This is a genomic window from Pseudomonas sp. M47T1, assembly GCF_000263855.1.
Lineage (GTDB): Bacteria > Pseudomonadota > Gammaproteobacteria > Pseudomonadales > Pseudomonadaceae > Aquipseudomonas.
The window spans coordinates 1-17,725 of the sequence record NZ_AJWX01000016.1; the positions used below are offsets into that span (position 1 = coordinate 1).

The 17,725-nt window shown below is 61.3% G+C and carries 20 protein-coding genes and 1 riboswitch; of the genes, 12 read left to right on the forward strand and 8 right to left on the reverse strand.

Translation table 11 applies throughout. The features are described 5' to 3' along the window. Both PMM47T1_RS16960 and PMM47T1_RS16965 read left to right on the forward strand, forming a co-directional pair. Positions 1-1,327 (forward strand): S-type pyocin domain-containing protein (locus PMM47T1_RS16960; RefSeq protein ID WP_043301211.1); only part of this gene is annotated, 1,327 nt, incomplete at its 5' end. Then, a complete protein-coding gene (locus PMM47T1_RS16965; RefSeq protein ID WP_008371096.1) occupies positions 1,324-1,608 on the forward strand; it encodes a hypothetical protein in 285 nt (94 codons plus the stop codon). The genes PMM47T1_RS16960 and PMM47T1_RS16965, both read left to right, overlap by 4 nt. A gap of 310 nt (positions 1,609-1,918) precedes the next feature. Here the strand turns inward: PMM47T1_RS16965 and PMM47T1_RS16970 are convergent, their stop codons facing one another. Both PMM47T1_RS16970 and upp read right to left on the reverse strand, forming a co-directional pair. After that, complete coding sequence (locus tag PMM47T1_RS16970) at positions 1,919-3,181, reverse strand: uracil-xanthine permease family protein (RefSeq protein ID WP_008371098.1); 1,263 nt, start codon at positions 3,179-3,181, stop codon at positions 1,919-1,921. A gap of 5 nt (positions 3,182-3,186) precedes the next feature. Further along, positions 3,187-3,825: a uracil phosphoribosyltransferase gene (gene upp, locus PMM47T1_RS16975; protein WP_008371100.1), complete on the reverse strand. Its 639-nt coding sequence runs from the start codon at positions 3,823-3,825 to the stop codon at positions 3,187-3,189. Positions 3,826-3,989: 164 nt separating this feature from the next. Here upp and PMM47T1_RS16980 point away from each other — a divergent pair, with 164 nt between their 5' ends. From PMM47T1_RS16980 to PMM47T1_RS16990, 3 genes are all read left to right on the forward strand, one after another. Next, complete coding sequence (locus PMM47T1_RS16980; protein ID WP_008371102.1) at positions 3,990-4,547, forward strand: hypoxanthine-guanine phosphoribosyltransferase; 558 nt, start codon at positions 3,990-3,992, stop codon at positions 4,545-4,547. Positions 4,548-4,662: 115 nt separating this feature from the next. Beyond that, entirely contained in the window at positions 4,663-5,133 is a 471-nt protein-coding gene (locus tag PMM47T1_RS16985) for a hypothetical protein (RefSeq protein ID WP_008371104.1), read from the forward strand. Positions 5,134-5,259: 126 nt separating this feature from the next. Then, on the forward strand, positions 5,260-5,547 hold the full coding sequence (locus PMM47T1_RS16990) for a PA4642 family protein (protein WP_008371106.1): 288 nt from the start codon (positions 5,260-5,262) through the stop codon (positions 5,545-5,547). Between the two features lie 165 nt (positions 5,548-5,712). On the opposite strand, the gene mqo is transcribed toward PMM47T1_RS16990, so the two are convergent. Then, on the reverse strand, positions 5,713-7,224 hold the full coding sequence (mqo, locus tag PMM47T1_RS16995; protein ID WP_008371108.1) for a malate dehydrogenase (quinone): 1,512 nt from the start codon (positions 7,222-7,224) through the stop codon (positions 5,713-5,715). 780 nt (positions 7,225-8,004) lie between these two features. On the opposite strand from mqo, the gene PMM47T1_RS17000 reads away from it, so the two are divergent. Continuing rightward, positions 8,005-8,589, forward strand: coding sequence for a YajG family lipoprotein (locus tag PMM47T1_RS17000; protein WP_008371112.1), 585 nt, complete (start codon positions 8,005-8,007; stop codon positions 8,587-8,589). Between the two features lie 59 nt (positions 8,590-8,648). Here the strand turns inward: PMM47T1_RS17000 and PMM47T1_RS17005 are convergent, their stop codons facing one another. After that, positions 8,649-8,855 carry a hypothetical protein gene (locus PMM47T1_RS17005; protein ID WP_008371114.1) on the reverse strand — a complete coding sequence of 69 codons (207 nt, stop codon included), beginning with the start codon at positions 8,853-8,855 and terminating at the stop codon, positions 8,649-8,651. Positions 8,856-9,057: 202 nt separating this feature from the next. Then, positions 9,058-10,224: a 1-acyl-sn-glycerol-3-phosphate acyltransferase gene (locus PMM47T1_RS17010; RefSeq protein ID WP_008371116.1), complete on the reverse strand. Its 1,167-nt coding sequence runs from the start codon at positions 10,222-10,224 to the stop codon at positions 9,058-9,060. Between the two features lie 101 nt (positions 10,225-10,325). Here PMM47T1_RS17010 and PMM47T1_RS17015 point away from each other — a divergent pair, with 101 nt between their 5' ends. The 3 genes from PMM47T1_RS17015 to PMM47T1_RS17025 are packed head-to-tail and all read left to right on the forward strand — an operon-like array spanning position 10,326 to position 11,430. Then, a complete protein-coding gene (locus tag PMM47T1_RS17015) occupies positions 10,326-10,514 on the forward strand; it encodes a CPXCG motif-containing cysteine-rich protein (protein ID WP_008371118.1) in 189 nt (62 codons plus the stop codon). Continuing rightward, positions 10,514-10,774 carry a putative signal transducing protein gene (locus PMM47T1_RS17020; protein ID WP_008371121.1) on the forward strand — a complete coding sequence of 87 codons (261 nt, stop codon included), beginning with the start codon at positions 10,514-10,516 and terminating at the stop codon, positions 10,772-10,774. The genes PMM47T1_RS17015 and PMM47T1_RS17020 overlap by 1 nt, the downstream gene beginning before the upstream one ends. Before the next feature lie 35 nt (positions 10,775-10,809). Further along, positions 10,810-11,430, forward strand: coding sequence for an SOS response-associated peptidase (locus tag PMM47T1_RS17025; protein WP_008371123.1), 621 nt, complete (start codon positions 10,810-10,812; stop codon positions 11,428-11,430). Between the two features lie 71 nt (positions 11,431-11,501). Here PMM47T1_RS17025 and PMM47T1_RS17030 read toward each other — a convergent pair whose 3' ends face one another. The 3 genes from PMM47T1_RS17030 to PMM47T1_RS17040 form a co-directional block, all read right to left on the reverse strand. Beyond that, on the reverse strand, positions 11,502-12,089 hold the full coding sequence (locus PMM47T1_RS17030; protein WP_008371125.1) for a TMEM165/GDT1 family protein: 588 nt from the start codon (positions 12,087-12,089) through the stop codon (positions 11,502-11,504). A gap of 89 nt (positions 12,090-12,178) precedes the next feature. Continuing rightward, a riboswitch (yybP-ykoY riboswitch) is annotated at positions 12,179-12,302 on the reverse strand. A gap of 38 nt (positions 12,303-12,340) precedes the next feature. After that, positions 12,341-13,339 carry a class I SAM-dependent methyltransferase gene (locus tag PMM47T1_RS17035; protein WP_008371127.1) on the reverse strand — a complete coding sequence of 333 codons (999 nt, stop codon included), beginning with the start codon at positions 13,337-13,339 and terminating at the stop codon, positions 12,341-12,343. A gap of 51 nt (positions 13,340-13,390) precedes the next feature. After that, complete coding sequence (locus PMM47T1_RS17040) at positions 13,391-14,356, reverse strand: 2-hydroxyacid dehydrogenase (protein WP_008371129.1); 966 nt, start codon at positions 14,354-14,356, stop codon at positions 13,391-13,393. 141 nt (positions 14,357-14,497) lie between these two features. On the opposite strand from PMM47T1_RS17040, the gene PMM47T1_RS17045 reads away from it, so the two are divergent. From PMM47T1_RS17045 to PMM47T1_RS17055, 3 genes are read left to right on the forward strand one after another with little or no spacing between them, the layout of a single operon-like run. Next, positions 14,498-15,787 carry an NAD(P)/FAD-dependent oxidoreductase gene (locus PMM47T1_RS17045; protein ID WP_008371131.1) on the forward strand — a complete coding sequence of 430 codons (1,290 nt, stop codon included), beginning with the start codon at positions 14,498-14,500 and terminating at the stop codon, positions 15,785-15,787. A 12-nt stretch (positions 15,788-15,799) separates the two neighbouring features. After that, entirely contained in the window at positions 15,800-16,357 is a 558-nt protein-coding gene (locus PMM47T1_RS17050) for a helix-turn-helix domain-containing protein (RefSeq protein ID WP_008371133.1), read from the forward strand. Positions 16,358-16,378: 21 nt separating this feature from the next. After that, positions 16,379-17,725 carry a glutamine synthetase family protein gene (locus PMM47T1_RS17055; RefSeq protein WP_008371135.1) on the forward strand — a complete coding sequence of 449 codons (1,347 nt, stop codon included), beginning with the start codon at positions 16,379-16,381 and terminating at the stop codon, positions 17,723-17,725.

Sequence of the window (17,725 nt, forward strand, 5' to 3'; positions counted from 1 at the left end):
AGCGGCGCGAGTGGCGGCGGAACAGCAAGCGCAAGAAGCGGCACGAGTGGCGGCGGATCAGCAAGCGCAAGAAGCGGCGCGAGTGGCGGCGGAACAGCAGGCGCAAGAAGTGGCGCGAGTGGCGGCTGAGCAGCAAGCAACAGAAGCAGAGGCGCTTCTACGCAACACCTATTCATACGGAGCAGCAGCAGGGGTTCCCACCTTTGCTCAAGCGGGTGGACGGCAGCTTTTGTTGTCCGCAGCATCCAGCACAGTATTACAGGGTGCTATTCGGACGGCGGTTGCCACGCTCGTTGCCGGTACTGGCGCAGTGCTTTCTGTACTGGGCTCCCCAATTGTAGTAGCGGGAGTGGTGGTTGGGGTCTTCGTTGTGGCAGCGGCAGTCATAGTCGGGAAAAACGAACGCTCCTTGTCCATCACTACACCTTTGTCAGATGTGATGCCCATTGAGAATCTCGACATACAGGGGATCAGCGCTGCGGGTGGCGTGATCGAGCTGCCCTACACGCTGGTTACTGATCGGGTCGGGGATAAAGCTCGGGTTTCGGTTGTTAAACCGGATGGTCATGTTGTTCCCAGCACTGCGAAGGTTTTGGCTGCGAAATTCGACGCAGCCCAGAATGTCTTTACGGTGAAAATGGACTCACCCTCTTGTACTTTTACGTTTACACCGATGGCACCGCCCGGTGGTGATATTCCTTCATCCACGACGATGCCTGGCGAGCTACCCGTGGAAAATCCGAAATATGAAGGTGTATCACTTGAGCCTGTTGTTATTGAAGCTGAACGGCTGCCCTCGCACCAGATAGAGGGTACTCAGAGCATCATCTTGGTTTTTCCAAAAGACTCTGGGCTGCCGCCATTGTTGGTGGTGTTCAGCAGTCCATACGGGGAAACCGACACTACTGGCGAACATAGCAAGCGAAAGTACTTAGCAAGAAAGGCTGGCGGTCCGGTTGAGAAGCTCGACTGGCGCAGTGCAGAAATACAGATTGAAGGAGTCGAATTGGTCAGAATTCACACGGCTAGATTTGGCGATACTGCTGATAATGCAGTAATGATTGAACGGCTGGCTGCCATAGCAGAAGGTCGCCTTGAAGTGACGGATGTGGATAGGCGTTACTATACTCATGAGCTTCGAGAGCTGCAGCGATATCGTAATTTAGGAGTGGCTGACGGAGTCGATCCTAAAGATGATGCCATATGGAATAGTGCGCATGCAGCTACACTGGAAGATTACCAACTCTCGGATGACCCTTCGCTATTGTATACGCGCGAGGCTGAAGAGGCAGCTCTGAAGCAAATGGAACAGGAGTACGGATTATGAATTTGAAAGCAATTGTGGATGGGCTGTCGCCTGAGGAGGTCGTTCGGTTTTTGGCAGGCTTGAAGAATGGAATTGATTATCCGCATATTGACCGGATGTTGACATGGTATCGCAGCCAGAAGATGGATAACGTCGACGTTTTAAAGTTGGTGGGTGATTTGAATGAGCGAGGTGTGATTCAGCACGCTGCGAATGGTGGGAGATATGTTAAAGGCGTAAATTGGACTCCTGTGGATATTTCTCATTTCAATGAAGGTGGTGACGGGGGGCGCGTGGGTTGATAGGCTAACGCAGATTGAACGCCTATACTCTGGCTCGGCATGACAGACTGGATATTCAGTTGAACAGGTTTTCTATGAACAGCTTATCTAGGGTCGAGGAGGCTGGGCTAGCTTCTCGGATCGCGTTTAGTTGTTCAAGGTTAAGGCGGGGCATCATTCCGATCATCACCCTGAATGGATTGTTCTTCAATTTCAGTCTCATTGAATTCGGACAAAGCAATTACCTCTGCACAGGTTGAAAATTAAAACGCCGCCATCCCATTAATTGCGGATAGCGGCGTCGAATGCAGCAAAGCCTCAGGTCAGCAAATCACTCCCCAACCTTCTCCTTCCATTCCCCATTCCCCGGCAGAATCAGGTTCAACGCAATCGCCACCACGGCGCACAGCGCAATCCCCTTCAAGCCAAAGTCATGCGGGCCTGTACCGGTGCCTATCAATACGCCACCAATGCCAAACACCAGGGTCACCGAGATGATCACCAGGTTGCGGGCTTCGCTGAGGTCGATCTTGTGGCGGATCAGGGTGTTCATGCCCACCGCGGCAATGGAGCCGAACAGCAGGCAGAGGATGCCGCCCATGACCGGCACGGGGATGCTTTGCAGCAGGGCGCCGAACTTGCCGATGAAGGCCAGGCTGATGGCGAAGATCGCCGCCCAGGTCATGATTTTCGGGTTGTAGGCCTTGGTCAGCATCACCGCGCCGGTGACTTCGGCGTAGGTGGTGTTGGGCGGGCCGCCGAACAGGCCGGCGGCGGTAGTGGCGATGCCGTCGCCCAGCAGGGTGCGGTGCAGGCCCGGGGTTTTCAGGTAGTCGCGACCGGTGACGCTGCCCACGGCGATGACGCCGCCGATGTGTTCGATGGCCGGCGCCAAGGCGACCGGCACGATGAACAGGATGGCCTGCCAGTTGAACGCAGGCGCGGTGAAGTGCGGCAGTGCCAGCCATGAGGCGGCGGCGATCTTGGCGGTGTCGACCACGCCGAAGGCGAACGACATGCCGAAGCCCACCAGCACGCCGGCGATGATCGGCACCAGGCGGAAGATGCCCTTGCCGAACACGGCGACGATCAGCGTGGTGAGCAGCGCCGGCATGGAGATGAGCATGGCGGTGCTGTACGGCAGCAGTTCGGTGCCGTCACCGGCCTTGCCCATGGCCATGTTGGCGGCGATCGGCGCCATGGCCAGGCCGATGGAGATGATCACCGGGCCGATGACCACGGGTGGCAGCAGGCGGTCGATGAAACCGGTGCCCTTGATCTTCACGGCCAGGCCCAGGAAGGTGTAGACGAAGCCGGCAGCCATGACCCCGCCCATGGTCTCGGCCAGGCCGAATTGGCCCTTGGCGAGAATGATGGGGGTAATGAAGGCGAAGCTGGAGGCCAGGAACACCGGTACCTTGCGGCCGGTGACGATCTGGAACAGCAGAGTCCCCAGACCTGCGGTAAACAGCGCTACGTTGGGATCCAGGCCGGTGATCAGCGGCATCAATACCAGCGCGCCAAACGCCACGAAGAGCATTTGTGCGCCGGAGAGGATCTGGCGCCAGAGCGGGTCGTTGAACTCGTCAGTCATGATGCTCAGGCGTCCTTCTGCTTGGTGCCGAAGATCTTGTCGCCGGCGTCGCCCAAGCCCGGAATGATGTAGCCGTGTTCGTTGAGGCGCTCGTCGATGGAGGCGGTGTAGATCTTCACGTCGGGGTGAGCTTTCTCGACCGCGGCGATGCCTTCGGGCGCGGCCACCAGCACCATGGCGCGAATGTCCTTGCAGCCGGCTTTCTTCAGCAGGTCGATGGTGGCGACCATGGAACCGCCGGTGGCCAGCATCGGGTCGATGATCATGGCCAGGCGCTCGTCGATTTCAGGGACGAGTTTTTCCAGGTAAGTGTGGGCTTCCAGGGTCTCTTCGTTGCGGGCCACGCCCACGGCGCTGACCTTGGCGCCCGGAATCAGGCTGAGCACGCCTTCGAGCATGCCGATGCCGGCGCGCAGGATCGGCACCACGGTGATCTTCTTGCCGGCGATTTTCTCGACCTGGACGGTGCCACACCAGCCGTCGATGTCATAGCTTTCCAGCGGCAGGTCCTTGGTGGCTTCATAGGTCAGCAGCGCACCGACTTCCTGGGCGAGCTCGCGAAAGTTCTTGGTGCTGATGTCGGCACGGCGCATCAGGCCGAGCTTGTGGCGGATCAGCGGGTGGCGAATCTCGAGGATTGGCATGGGGAAAGGCTCCGGGCGGGCAAAAAAACGGCGCTAGATTAATCTATTCGAGTGGCACTGTCGTGCAGACATACTGGACGTTAGTCCAGAAAAGCTTGATCTGTCCGAAGCGGATGCGTACCTTTGCCCGCTTTTCTCAGACCACCCACCCTTTGGAGAGCGTCATGTCCGCTGATCTCGAGCATATCCGTCAAGTCATGGACGAAGCCGACTGCCTGTACACCGAAGCTGAAGTTGAAGCGGCCATTGTCCGCGTCGGTGCGCAGATCACTGCCCAGATGGCCGACAGAAACCCGGTGGTGTTCTGCGTGATGAACGGTGGGCTGATCTTCGCGGGCAAGCTGCTGACCCAGCTGAAGTTCGCGCTGGAAGCCTCGTACCTGCACGCCACCCGCTACCGTAACGAAACCAGCGGCGGCGACCTGTTTTGGAAGGCCAAGCCAGAAGTGTCGTTCATTGACCGTGACGTGCTGATCATCGACGACATCCTCGATGAAGGTCATACCCTGAGCGCCATCATCGACTTCTGCAAGCACGCTGGCGCCCGCGCCGTGCACACCGCCGTGCTGATCGACAAGGACCACGATCGCAAGGCCAGCCCGGGCCTGAAGGCCACCTATTCGGGCCTGCCGTGCATTGACCGTTACATCTTTGGCTACGGCATGGACTACAAGGGCTACTGGCGCAATGCTGCTGGTATCTATGCTGTGAAAGGCATGTAAGACCTGTGGGAGCTGGCTTGCCAGCGAGCTTTTCGGGATTATAAAAAGCTCGCTGGCAAGCCAGCTCCCACACTTGATCTGCTAAAGTGCTGGGCTGCCTTTCAGGAGCTCGCCCATGCGTTTGATGATTGCCGCACTTGTCCTGCTGTCCAGCATTCCCCTTGCCGCCGCTCCCCTGCATGCCCAGTTCCTGCCGCCAGATGACCTAGCCTTGCGCAAGGAACAACCCGATCAGCAGCAATTGCTGCAGGTGACCGAGTTTTCCGTGGTTGTGGGCAATCAGCGACAATCCAATCAGCAGCCGATTCCGGTAACCTCCTCGGTGATGGTGCGCCTCAAGGGCAAGCCGCTGAACAAGGGCGCCACCATTGCCCAGGTGCTTCTGACCTTTGACGCCGAAAGCAAGAGCCTGAAGAAACCGGGCTATGACGAGCCCAGCAAGACGCTGATGCTCAACTACCCGCTGGGCCAATACCGCGCCATCATGGATTTGCTGCGCAATGACACGGTGTACGTGCAGTTCCTGACCTACCCCAACGGCCATATCTGGGCCGACCTGCACACCGGTGCTGTACGCGCGCGTTGAGCCGCCTGGCTGTGGGGGGTAAACTCGCGCTTTTGTGGGAGCTGGCTTGCCAGCGAGTTTTTGGGTCATTTTAGAGCTCGCTGGCAAGCCAGTACCTACACCCATAGCAGCGAGTTGGAGTGGGCAATGCGTAAAGACAAGAAACAGCTGATTGGTGACGAGATCGGCGACGAGCAGATCAAGTTGTTCCTGGACTTCGAGCCAGTTGACGCCACTTCGCCGTCGCTGCACAAGCTGATCAAGGCCTATCGCGGCCTGCGCGTCGATGATTTCGAGCGTTTTGTCGGTTTCTTCGTCGAGGCAGGCTTGGACCTGAACGGCAAGGATGAGCACGGCAATGACTTCATCGCCGTGATCCGTGATCAGCGCAACGCGCCGGAATACATCGAGATCATCGAAAAAGCCCGCGGCTGATTTTCTTCCGCGCACAAAAAACGCCCCGAGGGGCGTTTTTATTGTGGCTGTGATTCAGGTGGGAGCGGGCTCTGCCCGCGAAGAACACGCCGCGCTGCGTCAGATACAGCGCAGTGCTTTTTTCGCGGGCAGAGCCCGCTTCCACAGAAGCGCAGACCTACGGCATCAAGCGTAGTGCTCGGCAGTGTTCGCTTGCGGTGCCAGCTCCAGCGCCGCATCGCTCTGGGCACTGACGCGGCGGTACAGCGCCGCGTCGGTTTCCAGGGCTTTTTCGCGGGCCGGGAAGATTTCCTTGAGCTTGGTGGTCCAGGCTTCGGAACGGTACTTCTCGGGGAAGCAGCGCTCGATCAGTTCCAGCATGATAGACACGGTTACCGAAGCGCCCGGCGAGGCACCCAACAGCGCCGCCAGCGAGCCGTCGGCCGCCGACACCAGTTCGGTACCGAACTGCAGCACGCCGCCTTTCTTTGGGTCTTTCTTGATGATTTGCACGCGTTGGCCAGCCACTTCCAGGCGCCAGTCCTCGGCCTTGGCTTGCGGGTAAAAGCGGCGCAGGGATTCCAGGCGCTGCTCCATGGACTGCATCACTTCGCTCATCAGGTACTTGGTGAGGTCCATGTTGTCACGCGCCACCGCCAGCATCGGGCCGATGTTACCGGCGCGAACGGACTTGGGCAGGTCAAGGAACGAGCCGTGCTTGAGGAACTTGGTGGTGAAGCCGGCGTACGGGCCAAACAGCAGGGAGGTCTTGCCGTCGACGACGCGAGTGTCCAGGTGCGGCACCGACATCGGAGGCGAGCCTACCGCAGCCTGGCTGTAGACCTTGGCCTGGTGGTGCTTGACCACCTCCGGGTTGTCGCAACGCAGCCACTGGCCGCTGACCGGGAAGCCGCCGAAGCCCTTGCCTTCCTCGATGCCCGATTGCTGCAGCAGCGGCAATGCCGCGCCGCCGGCACCCAGGAATACGAACTTGGTGTCGACTTGGCGGCTGTTGCCGCTGTTGACGTCCTTGATGGTCACGGTCCAGCCAGTGCCGTTACGGCTCAGGTCGGTGACGCGCTTGCTGTACTTGACCTGGGCGTCGGGGCCGCTGGCCAGGTGCTTGAGCAGCTTGTTGGTGAGTGCGCCGAAGTTGACGTCGGTACCGTGCATGACGCGGGTAGCGGCAATATGCTGGTCGGCAGGGCGCCCCGGCATCATCAGCGGCATCCACTCGTTCATCTTCGCCTTGTCTTCGGTGTACTCCATGTCGGCGAACGCGTGATGCTGCTTGAGCATCTCGAAACGCTTCTTCAGGAAGTCGATACCTTTTTCACCCTCGACATAGCTCAGGTGCGGGACAGGGTTGATGAACGCACGGGCCGAGCCGAAGGTGCCTTGCTTGGCCAGGTAGGCCCAGAACTGCTTTGACACTTCGAATTGGGCGTTGATGTGTACGGCTTTCTTGATGTCGACCGAACCGTCCTTGGCCTGCGGCGTGTAGTTCAGCTCGCAGAGGCCGGCGTGGCCTGTACCGGCGTTGTTCCACGGGTTGGAACTTTCCGCGGCACCGGAATCCATCAGTTCGACCACTTCCAGCTTGAGGGTCGGGTCCAGCTCTTTGAGCAGTACGGCCAGGGTGGCGCTCATGATGCCGGCCCCTACCAATACCACGTCGACTGCTTCGTTATGCGCCATTAACGCGTCTCCAAAATCTTCAGCACCAAATTGACAGCACGGCGTCCCGGTACATATCAGCAGGCCAGGAGTGCCATGTCCGACTCTTCGCAAAAATCGCAAGCTTGTGCGGACGCTACCAACCGGTCCAACAAGTCCTCATGAACTCATTTTCGGGCCCGGTGGGCAATTCGACTTAGGTCAATGCGCCCGCTTTGCCATTGATCGACCTCAGGCTCCTGACAGACAGGCGCGGCTGGACCGACCGTACGGTGCTGAACCAGACATTGTTAATGCATGTACAGATGCAAAACTGTTCATTTGCTCGCCACACTCTTGTGAAGTAGTGAAAACCGTTTTTTTCACGCTCTTTTGGAGTCGTGAACCTCAAAAAGGCTGCCATGAAGACGCGGGCAGCGGCAGGTCCAGCGAAGGGCGAAGGTGCCGAAAACAACGGGCACACCGGCTTCAATTGGCCTGTGTGGGCGGCTCTCTGTGGGCTTTTGAAGGGCTGGATGCAGGGCATCAGCGGTGTTGCGGGGCCCGATCAGGAGACGTCCTTATAATCGGGGGGAGATTATAACGATGAAATGCGCAGAAAAGATCTTTATTCGTGGAGTTTTCTTGAAGCGAGCGTCAAGCGGTGTCGGCGTGACCGATTATCGCACCCTTGCGTCACGTCGGAGGCATCCACCTGCATGACTTTTCCTACATTTTCGCGGGTAGGTTGAGCGCTGGTTCCTGACGTGTCCGGGCCGTTATACTGGCGTCCTATCAATGCCTATTCCTGGAGAGATGAGCATGTTGCAACGCCTGTTGTTCGGTTTGATCGCTGTGACCACCTTGACGCTGGCCGGTTGTGCCAACAGTCCGCAGCAACTCAGCCCGCAACCCGTGCTGACCTCGCAACTGGCTGCTGTCGGCCAGGGCCAGCAGGTAGTGGTGCGCGTGGTGGACGGTCGCCCGTCGCCAACGTTGGGCACTCGTGGCGGCCTGTACCCGGAAACCAGCTCGGTGACTGTCAATGCCAACGACGTGATCCCCAAGCTGCAGGCCCAGGCTGAAGCCGCAGTGCGTCTGCTGGGCTATACCCCGACTTCCGGTGGCGGCAGTGCCCCGGTGCTGACCGTGACCCTGGCGAGCCTGACCTATCAGTCGCCCAAGGAAGGCATGTACGTGACCGAGGCCACCATCGGCGCCAACTTCCGTGCTGATGTGAACAACAACGGCCGTCACTACGCCGGTTCCTACGGCGCTTCCCTGAACCAGCGCTTCGGCATGGCGCCGAACGTTGAAACCAACACCAAGCTGGTCAGCGACGTGTTGAGCGATGCCTTGACCCGCGTGTTCAAGGACCCAAGCATCGGTCACACGCTGAGCAACTGACCGAAACAAAAAAGCCCGCGCCTTTGAATCAGGGGCGCGGGCTTTTTCATGGCTGCGATTCAGGCGGCTTCGACGTAGAAGTCGAGGAAGCTGATACCGGTGTCGGTATCCAGCTCCGGGCAATCATCATGGATGCAGCCGGCCAGGGCGCAGTACACCAGCCAGTGGCGGTCGTGGACATTGAAAGACAAGCCGTTGATCAGAGCTTCCTGCTCTTCACTTTGGGTGACCAGATACAGACGATCCTGATTCTGTGCGTGCAACATGACCAGCTCCATGGCAGTGGCGAGGGAGCATAGGGTGACGGGTTCTGATGACGGCCATGTGACGCAGGTCAACACAGCCTGCTGATGTCCGCAACCGTCCTTGCGGGAGCTGGCTTGCCAGCGAGCTTATCGGGCGTCCACAGCTCGCTGGCACGCAGCTCCCGCAGGTACGGCGCGCGGGGGGTCAGGTTGTGCGCGCCGGTTACAGCGGCAAGCCAGCCTTCACGCGGTACTGGTTGCGCACTGGCGTGGCGTATTGCAGTACCAGGTAGGGGCGCTGTTCGGCCGGGCAGGCTTCCAGGCGGCGGGCCCATTCAGCGCGGGCCTTGTCCAGTTCTTCGGCGCCGAACACTTCGCTGGCCGCTGGCACGCCCAGGCTCGGGTCGGCGTCGGCCCACTGGGCGTACGCCAGGTAATGCGCCGGGAACAGGCGGTAGCCGGCCAGGATCTGCCGGTCTATTTCGGCGGCCAGTTGCTTGGTGTCGTCGAAGGCCTGGCTGATGGGTGGGGCGAAGTTAATGTGCACGCGGCCCTTATAGCCGGTGATGCCCTGGGCAATGCTGATGTCGTCCTCGCCCGGCGCCTTGGTGTAACTGCCGGTGGTGGCGCGTGTGTACAGTTCGCGGGCCTTGGCCAGGTCGCACGGATCGTACTCGTAGCTGATCGACACCGGGGTGAGGTTCAGCGACTGGATCACCGCACCGAAGGGCTCGTCCTTGCGGCTCATGTGGAACATTTTCAGGATGGCCGAATCGGTACGGTCATCACCATCCTTGGCCCGGCCTTCGGCCTGAGCGATCCAGATGGACTGGCAGTCGGTGCGGATGGAGTAGTTGATGTACGCAGACAGCAGCTGGTACGCCGCCAGTTTTTCCCGGCGCCCGGTCAGCGAGCGGTGCACGATGAAGCTCTTGTTCAGGCGCATCAGGTCGCTGACGAAGGGCTTCTGCAGCAGGTTGTCACCGATGGCGATACGCGGGGTGGGCAGGCCGGCGTGGTACACGGCATAGTTGACAAAGGCCGGGTCCATGACGATGTCGCGGTGGTTGGCCAGGAACAGGTAGGCGCTACCGGACTTGAACTGCTCCACGCCCGTGTAGGTCACACCGTCAGTGGCCCGATCAATGGTGTGATCGACGTAGACTTCGACTTTATCCTGCAAGGTAGCGACACTTTCGATGCCGGCGAACTCGCGGCGCAGCCGATGAGCTATAAGTGGTTTGAGCATCCAGCCGAATGCGCCGGCCAGGCGTGGGAAGCGGAAGTGGGTGAGGATATCGAGGAACGCCGGGTCGCTGAGCAGTCGTGCCAGAACGGCAGGGACTTCGGCGTCGTCGTACGGTCGGATGGCATCGAATTCGCCCATCATGCTCTCTTGTTGGAAACGGCTAGGGTAATGAAGTAAGGGCATATCGATAGCCCTTCAAATAGACCGGCGATTATACGCATAAGTCACCATGGGGGACGGCCATGCTGTTTCAGGAAAGCGAAGACATCGAATGCCCTTACTGTGGTGAAACGATTCCGGTGCTGCTGGACCTGTCCGGCGGCGATCAGGAGTATGTGGAGGACTGTTCGGTGTGCTGCAAACCTATTCGTTTCATTTTGCAGGTTCACGATGATGAATGGATGCTCGACGTCAAAGGCGAGAATGATTGATGCAGCGTATATATGATCCGGAAAGCCTGCTGGAGGCCGAGATGCTGTTGGGTATGCTCGACAGCGAGGGCGTGGCGGCTCACCTGGTGGGGCGCGACCTGATGGGGGGTATTGGCGACCTGCCAGCCATCGGCCTGCTGGGCCTCACCGTGGCCAATGACCAGGCCGATTACGCACGTCAGCTCATCGCCGCGTACAATGCCGCCTTGCCGCTGCCGGGCGAAGAACCGGATAGTTTCCAGGGCGTGCTGGTGTGTTGAGCCAGGCGCCGGTCATCTGAAGAGTCTTTTGCCTCATGTGTGGACGTTATGCGTTGTTTCGCTGGTCGCCGGCCTTTGCCGCGTTGCCGGGCTTCCCTGTCGACCAGAAAGCGCAATGGAACATATCGCCCGGTGATTCTGTGCTGATCCAGCGCAACCTGGAAGGGCGCTCGCAGTTGGACCGCGCGCGCTGGGGGCTGACACCGCCGTGGTTGACCGACCTGTCGCGTACCCCGGCCCACGCCCGGGCCGAGACCGTGGCCGAGCAGCCGATGTTTCGCGAGGCACTGCGCCTGCGTCGCTGCCTGCTGCCGGCCAACGGTTTTTATGAATGGCGCGGTAACGTGCGCAAACGGCCGTACTGGCTGACGCCGGGGGAGGGCAGTTCGCTGTTTTTCGCCGCAGTGTGGGAGGCGTATCCGGTGCAGGAGCAGGTGTGGCTGAGTACCGCAGTGGTGACCCAGGCGGCCATGAGCCAGCGTCGCCCGTTGATTCTCGATGCTGCCGGGCAGCAGGCCTGGCTGGACCCTGAGACCCCGCTGCCGGTGCTGCAATCGTTGCTGGCCAGCAACCCCAGCGCATTGCGCGAGAGGCCGCTGGCCAACCTGGTCAATGATCCGAAGCTCAATGCCCCGGAATGCCTGACTCCGGCATAGGCGGTGCTGTGTGACGCGGCCTGGCGGCTGCTACACAATCGCTGTAGCAACAACTATCTAGGTGGGGGGCGTCAACCCACCCAGCCACTCACCTGCATGGCCTTGTACACGGCCACCACTGCCAGCACGAAAAACGCGCAGGCTGCCAGGCGGCGAATCAGCGTCAACGGCAGTTTCTCAGCGGCAAAGTTACCCGCCAGCACCACCGGTACGTTGGCCAGCAGCATGCCCAGGGTGGTACCCAGGATCACTAGCAGCAAGTGCGGGTACTGGGCGGCCAGCATCACCGTGGCAACCTGGGTCTTGTCGCCGATTTCGGCCAGGAAGAAGGCAATCAGAGTGGTCAGGAACGGGCCGAACTTGCGCGCGTTGCTGGCTTCGTCATCGTCCATCTTGTCGGGCACCAGGGTCCACAGCGCCGTGGCTGTGAAGCTTGCGGCCAGGATCCAGTGCAACGTAGCATCCGAGAAGAAACTGCCGAACCAGGCCCCCACTGCGCCAGCGGCGGCGTGGTTGGCAAGGGTGGCTGCGATAATGCCGGCGATGATCGGCCAGGGCTTGCGGAAGCGCGCGGCCAGGATCAGGGCAAGCAATTGGGTCTTGTCGCCGATCTCCGCCAAGGCAACGATCGCGGTAGGGACAAGAAGTGATTCCAGCATCAGGATTTCCTATGGGGGCGGGTCGACACGGCTATGACACGTACAGCCTCCCCGCCCCGGGTAAGGTGTTCGTGTCATAGGTCTTGTCAAACCCTGAGCCCGTCTGATGCGGACTGTGAGGTCGCATGCGCCATGGTCTGTGGACCAAGTATGTTGACGCATGCCATGCGAGCCATGTTGCTCGCGGGAGACTACTCCCCTAGGACGCTGCGGATTCTGCCTAGGGAATTTCATTTGGGCAAGCGAAGTTTTTACTTGCGTTTTGCCCGGTAGATTCTGAAACCCTGGCCTTCGGCTTGTACCGCACACACGCCCAAGTGCTCTTCGATCAGCGGTTGGTAGCGCAGGAAGCTATTGGCGACAATTCGCAGTTCACCGCCTTTTTTCAGATGTTTTGCCGATTTTCGCAGCAGGTTCTCCGATGCCTGATAATGGGTGTGCACGCCGGTATGGAACGGTGGATTGCTGACAATGGCGTCCAGATCCATGGGGGCGGCATCGATGCCGTCACCGGTGATGACCTCGCCTTCCAGGCCGTTGGCGACCAGGGTCATGCGGCTACTGGCCGCAGCAAAGGCGTCCACGTCCAGCAGGGTCAGGCGGCTTTGCGGGTAGCGCCGCTTGAGGCTGGCACCCAGCACGCCGGCGCCGCAGCCGAAGTCCAGCACATGGCCGGCCGGCAGGTTATCCAGGTGGTCGAGCAGCAGCGCGGTGCCGCGGTCCAGGCGGCCATGGCTGAATACGCCGGGCAGGCTGATGACGGACAGCGGGCCGTCGGCCAGTTCCAGTTCGTAGCGCTGGGCCAGGCTGTGCAGGTCAACGGCGGCAGGCGCTGAGTCGACTTTCACTTGCCACAGTTGGCAATGGCGCGCGCTGTCGAGCTTGCGTGGTTTGCCCAGGGGTTGCAGCTGTTTCGCCGCGCCTTCGATGCCGCCACGTTTTTCACCCACCAGGAACAGGAGCTTGCCGGCCAGGCGCGACGCCAGAGCATTGAGCAGGTAGTTGGCCAGCTCGCGGGACTTGGGCAGGAACAGCACAGCCGCGTCGAAATCGCCTTGGGGCGCCTCGGTACCAAAGTGGCTGCGCTCGGCGAAGCGCGCCGTCAGCGCGTGCTGGTCGCCTGCGTGCCAGCACCAGCCATGGGCGTCGGGCAGCTTGCCGAGCAGGTCGTCGGCGGGCAGGCCTGCCAGCAGCAGGCGGCCCTGGAACAAGTCGGCCTGGCGAAGCAGGACTTCACTGCGCGGGTCCATGGTGGAAGCTCCTGGTCAAAAAAGCGCGCATTCTAACAGAGCCGCCGGGGCTCAGTTGACCTGCCGCAGCGGCGTGCCGGCGAAATGGCTGCGGGCGTTTTCCGCGACCTGGGCAACGATGCGCTGGCGTGCCTCGCGGCTGCCCCAGGCACTGTGCGGGGTAATGATCAGGCGCGGGATGTCATCAGCCAGCAGCGGGTTGCCATTGACCGGTGGCTCCACGCTGAGCACGTCGGTGGCCGCGCCGCCCAAGTGCCCGGCCCGCAGGGCATCAGCCAGCGCCTGTTCGTCAATCAGCCCGCCACGAGCGGTGTTGACCACGAAGGCACCCGGTTTCATCTGCCGCAGCTCAGCGGCGCCAATCATGTTCCGCGTGCTGTCGTTCAGCGGGCAGTGCAGGGTCAGGGCGTCTACCTGGGGCAGCAGCTCGGCCAGCGCCAGGCGGTCTGCACGGGGTGGCCGGCCAGGCAGCGCACCCAGCAGCACGCGCATGCCGAAGGCTTCTGCCAGGCGCGCCACGGCGCTGCCCAATTCGCCATGGCCGAGCAGCCCCAGGGTCTTGCCTTCCAGTTCCACGATGGGGTAGTCCAGCAGGCAGAACTGGCTGGAACGCTGCCATTGCCCGGCGGCGATGGCTTTCTGGTAGTCGGGCAGGCGGGTGGCCAGGGCCAGCAACAGCATCAGCGTGTGTTGAGCCACCGACGGCGTGCCGTAACCCTGGCAATTGCACACGGCAATGCCACGCGCGCGGGCGGCGGCCAGGTCAACGTTATTGGTGCCGGTGGCGGTAATCAGCACCAGTTTCAGGTGGGGGCAGGCGGCGAGGGTGTCGGCATTGACCACCACCTTGTTGGTGATGATCACCTCGGCATCGCGGCAGCGTTCGATGACCTGTTGCGGGCTGGTCGAACCGTGCAGGTCCAGCTGGCTGAAGCCTTGTTGCAGAGGGGCGAGGTCGAGGTCACCCAGGTCCAGCGAGCTGTAATCGAGAAACACGGCGCGGCGCAGATCGGTCATCGTCAGAACTCCTTGTTGGTTTTTACGCAATCGCATAGGCAACGGAAAAATCCTACACGAATTTCTGAGGTGGTTGGCTTTGTGAAAATTAGCTGTTAGATTTTCATGAAATTTAACTATAAAAAATTCACGGGCCGGTCCATGTTCAAACAATCCGCGCAGCACGTGCACAGTTATTACGCTCATACGTATCCACAGCCGTTGCCCTTGCGGCCGCGCCTTGAGGGCCAGCGCCAGGCTGATGTGCTGGTCATTGGCGGTGGCTTCAGCGGCTTGCACACGGCATTGCGCCTGGCCCTGAGCGGTAAGCGCGTGGTGCTGCTGGAGGCCAGCCGCCTGGCTTGGGCAGCGTCCGGGCGTAATGGTGGCCAGGCTTTGTTGGGCTGGTCGTGCGACATGGCCCCGCTGGAGCGAGGGCTGGGCCTGACCCGGGCGCGGGAGTTGTGGGACAGCATGGTCTGGGCCAGTGAAGAGCTGCGCGACCTGCCCGCCCGGCACGGCTTTGACGTGGACTATAGGCTGGGCAGCCTGTGGGCGGCGGTGCGCGAGAATCGGGTGGAACAGCTGCGCGAAGCGCGACGCGAGGCCCGCAGCAAGTGGGGCGATGACCAGGTGCGCTTTATCGCGGGCGATGAACTGCAGCAATGGATCGGCAGCCCACGCTACCGTGCTGCCCTGCTGGATCCCCGTGGCGCTCACCTCAACCCGCTGAAACTGGCTCAGGGCCTGGCGAGCGCCATTGAACAGGCGGGCGGGCAACTGTTTGAGCAAAGTCAGGTACTGAGCTATCGGCGCCAAGGCGAGGGCTTTGTTGCCCGCACCGACCTGGGCGAAGTCAGTTGCGACGTGCTGGTATTGGCCTGCAATGCGTACCTGGACGGGCTGGACCGACGAATTTCCAGCCGCGTGCTGCCCGTGGGTTCCTACCAGGTGGCCACCCAAGCGCTGGAACCGGCGCTGGCGCAGTCCTTGTTGCCGCAAAACAGCTGCGTAATCGACAATCAGTTCGTGCCGGACTATTTCCGACTCACGCCCGATCACCGCCTGCTGTTCGGCGGCGGCTGCACCTACCTGGGCGGTATCCCCAACGACGTCGCACGGGCCACGCGGCCGTACCTTGAGCGGGCGTTTCCCCAGCTCAAGGGCGTGGTGCTGGATTACGCCTGGGGCGGCCATATCGATATCAGCATGAAGCGCACCCCCGACGTCGGCCGCCAGGGCCACTGCTATTGGTTGCAGGGCTTCTCCGGCCACGGTGTGCTGCCCACGCTGGCCGCCGCGCGCGCCGTCACCGACGCCATCGACGGCGACCAGCGGTTGCTCAACCACTATCAGGCCCTCGACAATCCGCGCTTTCCGGGCGGCCGCTGGCTGGCCGCCCCCCTGGAAGCCGCCGGCAAGGCCTGGTATCGGCTGCGCGACGTAATTTGACGGAAAACCGCGATGAACATGCAGGAAGAAATTGAAAGTCTGGCGATCCTGATTCGTGACCTTCGCAAGCACAAGAACCTCACCCTGGGTGAACTGGCCAAGCGCATCGACCGCTCGGTGGGCTTCCTCTCCCAGGTGGAGCGCGGCTTGTCGCGGCCCACGGTGGCCGACCTTACCGCCATCAGCGAGGCGCTGGGCGTGCCCACCACCTATTTCTACACCCTGGAAACGCCCCGGGCGCAACGCTGGGTCACCCGCCCGGGCGAGCGCCGCACCCTGTATTACGCTGGCGGCATCACCGACGTGCTGGCCTCACCGAGCATTTCCGGGGGGTTCTCCATGCTGGAAAGCCACCTGGCACCGGGCGCCACCAGCGGCGACGGGCACCTGAACGACAGTTCCGAGCAAGGCGCTTTCGTGCTGGAGGGCGAGCTGACCGTGTGGCTCGACGGCGAGGAAGAGCCCGCGACCCTGTATGCCAATGACAGTTTCCAGCTACCGCCCCATGCCCAGTTTCGCTACGCCAACCGCACCGACAAACCCACCCGCGTGCTTTGGGTTTTCAACTGATCGATAACAAGGACAATAACGATGAGCCCCGCCTATCCCGACCTGCTCAGTGAAGTGCGCGCCTTTCGCGCTCAGTACCCGCAGGTGCGTTACGTCGACCTGATTGCCCTGGACCTTCCCGGGCACTTCTACGGCAAGCGTTACCCGGTCGAGATGCTGGAGAAGGTGGCGGCGGGCAGCCCACTCAAGCTGCCGCAAAACTGCGTGCTGCTGGGCGCGCAAGGCGGGCTGCATGTAATCGGTGACTATTGTTTCAATGACGGCGACCCGGATGCGCCGCGGCGGCTGATCCCCGGCACGCTCAAGCCCGTCACCTGGGAAGGACAGCCGCTGGGGCAAATGCTGATCAGTTCCGACGGCACCGCCGCCCCCATCGAATTCGAGCCCAGAGAGGTGCTGGCGCAAGTGCTGCAACGCCTGAAACGGCGTGGCATTCGTCCGGTGGTGGCGTTCGAGCTGGAGTTCTACTTGTTTGACCGGGCGTTGAAGGACGGCCTGCCGCAGTTCCCCCGTGACGCCTGTACCGGTGATGCGGACGATCAGCCGAACATGCATATCGAGCGGCTCTCGCGCTTCGCCCCGGTGCTGCACGACATGGTCCAGGCGGCCAACGGCCAAGGCGTGGAGGCCAATGTCATCACCGCCGAACTGGGCCCCGGGCAGTTTGAAATCAATTTTGCCCATTGCGACGATGGCTTGCGTGCCGCCGACTGGGCCGCGTTGTTCTGCCGTAGTACCCGAGGCGTGGCGCTCAAGCATGGCCACCGCGCCAGTTTCATGAGCAAACCATACCTGCAGGCGCCCGGCAGTGGCATGCATGTGCATGTGAGCCTGTACGACGAGGCGGGCAACAACCTGCTGGCCGCCGACGAGCAGCGGCCGTTGCGCCACGCCGTGGCCGGTTGCCTGGCCTTGTTGCCCCACTGCATGCCGATCTTCGCCGCCAACCACAACGCCTTTCGCCGCTACGGCGCCATGGTCAACGCTGCCAGCCGTGCCAGCTGGGGCTTTGAAGACCGCGACGCGTGCATCCGCATCCCCGACGCCGACCCGCGCAACCTGCGCATCGAGCACCGTCTGGCGGGCGCCGATGCCAACCCCTACCTGGTGTTGGCAGCCATTCTCACCGGCATGGAGCACGGGCTGGACGCCGGGCTTGAACCCATCGCACCGCTGAATGAAAACCGCAACAGCGGCATCGACTTCCCCAAGGACATGCTCGACGCCGTGCGCCACATGCAGGGTAGCTCGGCGGTGCGCGAAGGGCTGGGCAGCGAATTTGTCATGGTGTACTGCGAAAACAAGCGCCAGGACCACCTGGCCTTCCTGGACGAAATCCATGCGCGCGAATACCGCTGGTTTCTTTGA

Bases quoted from the DNA above. Each gene is read 5' to 3' on its own strand.
- PMM47T1_RS17045 (WP_008371131.1), top strand. From the start codon at position 14,498: ATGTTCAAACAATCCGCGCAGCACGTGCACAGTTATTACGCTCATACG.
- upp (WP_008371100.1), bottom strand. From the start codon at position 3,825: ATGCCAATCCTCGAGATTCGCCACCCGCTGATCCGCCACAAGCTCGGC.
- PMM47T1_RS17040 (WP_008371129.1), bottom strand. From the start codon at position 14,356: ATGACCGATCTGCGCCGCGCCGTGTTTCTCGATTACAGCTCGCTGGAC.
- mqo (WP_008371108.1), bottom strand. From the start codon at position 7,224: ATGGCGCATAACGAAGCAGTCGACGTGGTATTGGTAGGGGCCGGCATC.
- PMM47T1_RS17050 (WP_008371133.1), top strand. From the start codon at position 15,800: ATGAACATGCAGGAAGAAATTGAAAGTCTGGCGATCCTGATTCGTGAC.
- PMM47T1_RS16970 (WP_008371098.1), bottom strand. From the start codon at position 3,181: ATGACTGACGAGTTCAACGACCCGCTCTGGCGCCAGATCCTCTCCGGC.
- PMM47T1_RS17005 (WP_008371114.1), bottom strand. From the start codon at position 8,855: ATGTTGCACGCACAGAATCAGGATCGTCTGTATCTGGTCACCCAAAGT.
- PMM47T1_RS17000 (WP_008371112.1), top strand. From the start codon at position 8,005: ATGTTGCAACGCCTGTTGTTCGGTTTGATCGCTGTGACCACCTTGACG.
- PMM47T1_RS17015 (WP_008371118.1), top strand. From the start codon at position 10,326: ATGCTGTTTCAGGAAAGCGAAGACATCGAATGCCCTTACTGTGGTGAA.
- PMM47T1_RS16980 (WP_008371102.1), top strand. From the start codon at position 3,990: ATGTCCGCTGATCTCGAGCATATCCGTCAAGTCATGGACGAAGCCGAC.
- PMM47T1_RS16985 (WP_008371104.1), top strand. From the start codon at position 4,663: ATGCGTTTGATGATTGCCGCACTTGTCCTGCTGTCCAGCATTCCCCTT.
- PMM47T1_RS17035 (WP_008371127.1), bottom strand. From the start codon at position 13,339: ATGGACCCGCGCAGTGAAGTCCTGCTTCGCCAGGCCGACTTGTTCCAG.
- PMM47T1_RS17010 (WP_008371116.1), bottom strand. From the start codon at position 10,224: ATGATGGGCGAATTCGATGCCATCCGACCGTACGACGACGCCGAAGTC.
- PMM47T1_RS16990 (WP_008371106.1), top strand. From the start codon at position 5,260: ATGCGTAAAGACAAGAAACAGCTGATTGGTGACGAGATCGGCGACGAG.
- PMM47T1_RS17055 (WP_008371135.1), top strand. From the start codon at position 16,379: ATGAGCCCCGCCTATCCCGACCTGCTCAGTGAAGTGCGCGCCTTTCGC.
- PMM47T1_RS17020 (WP_008371121.1), top strand. From the start codon at position 10,514: ATGCAGCGTATATATGATCCGGAAAGCCTGCTGGAGGCCGAGATGCTG.
- PMM47T1_RS17030 (WP_008371125.1), bottom strand. From the start codon at position 12,089: ATGCTGGAATCACTTCTTGTCCCTACCGCGATCGTTGCCTTGGCGGAG.
- PMM47T1_RS16965 (WP_008371096.1), top strand. From the start codon at position 1,324: ATGAATTTGAAAGCAATTGTGGATGGGCTGTCGCCTGAGGAGGTCGTT.
- PMM47T1_RS17025 (WP_008371123.1), top strand. From the start codon at position 10,810: ATGTGTGGACGTTATGCGTTGTTTCGCTGGTCGCCGGCCTTTGCCGCG.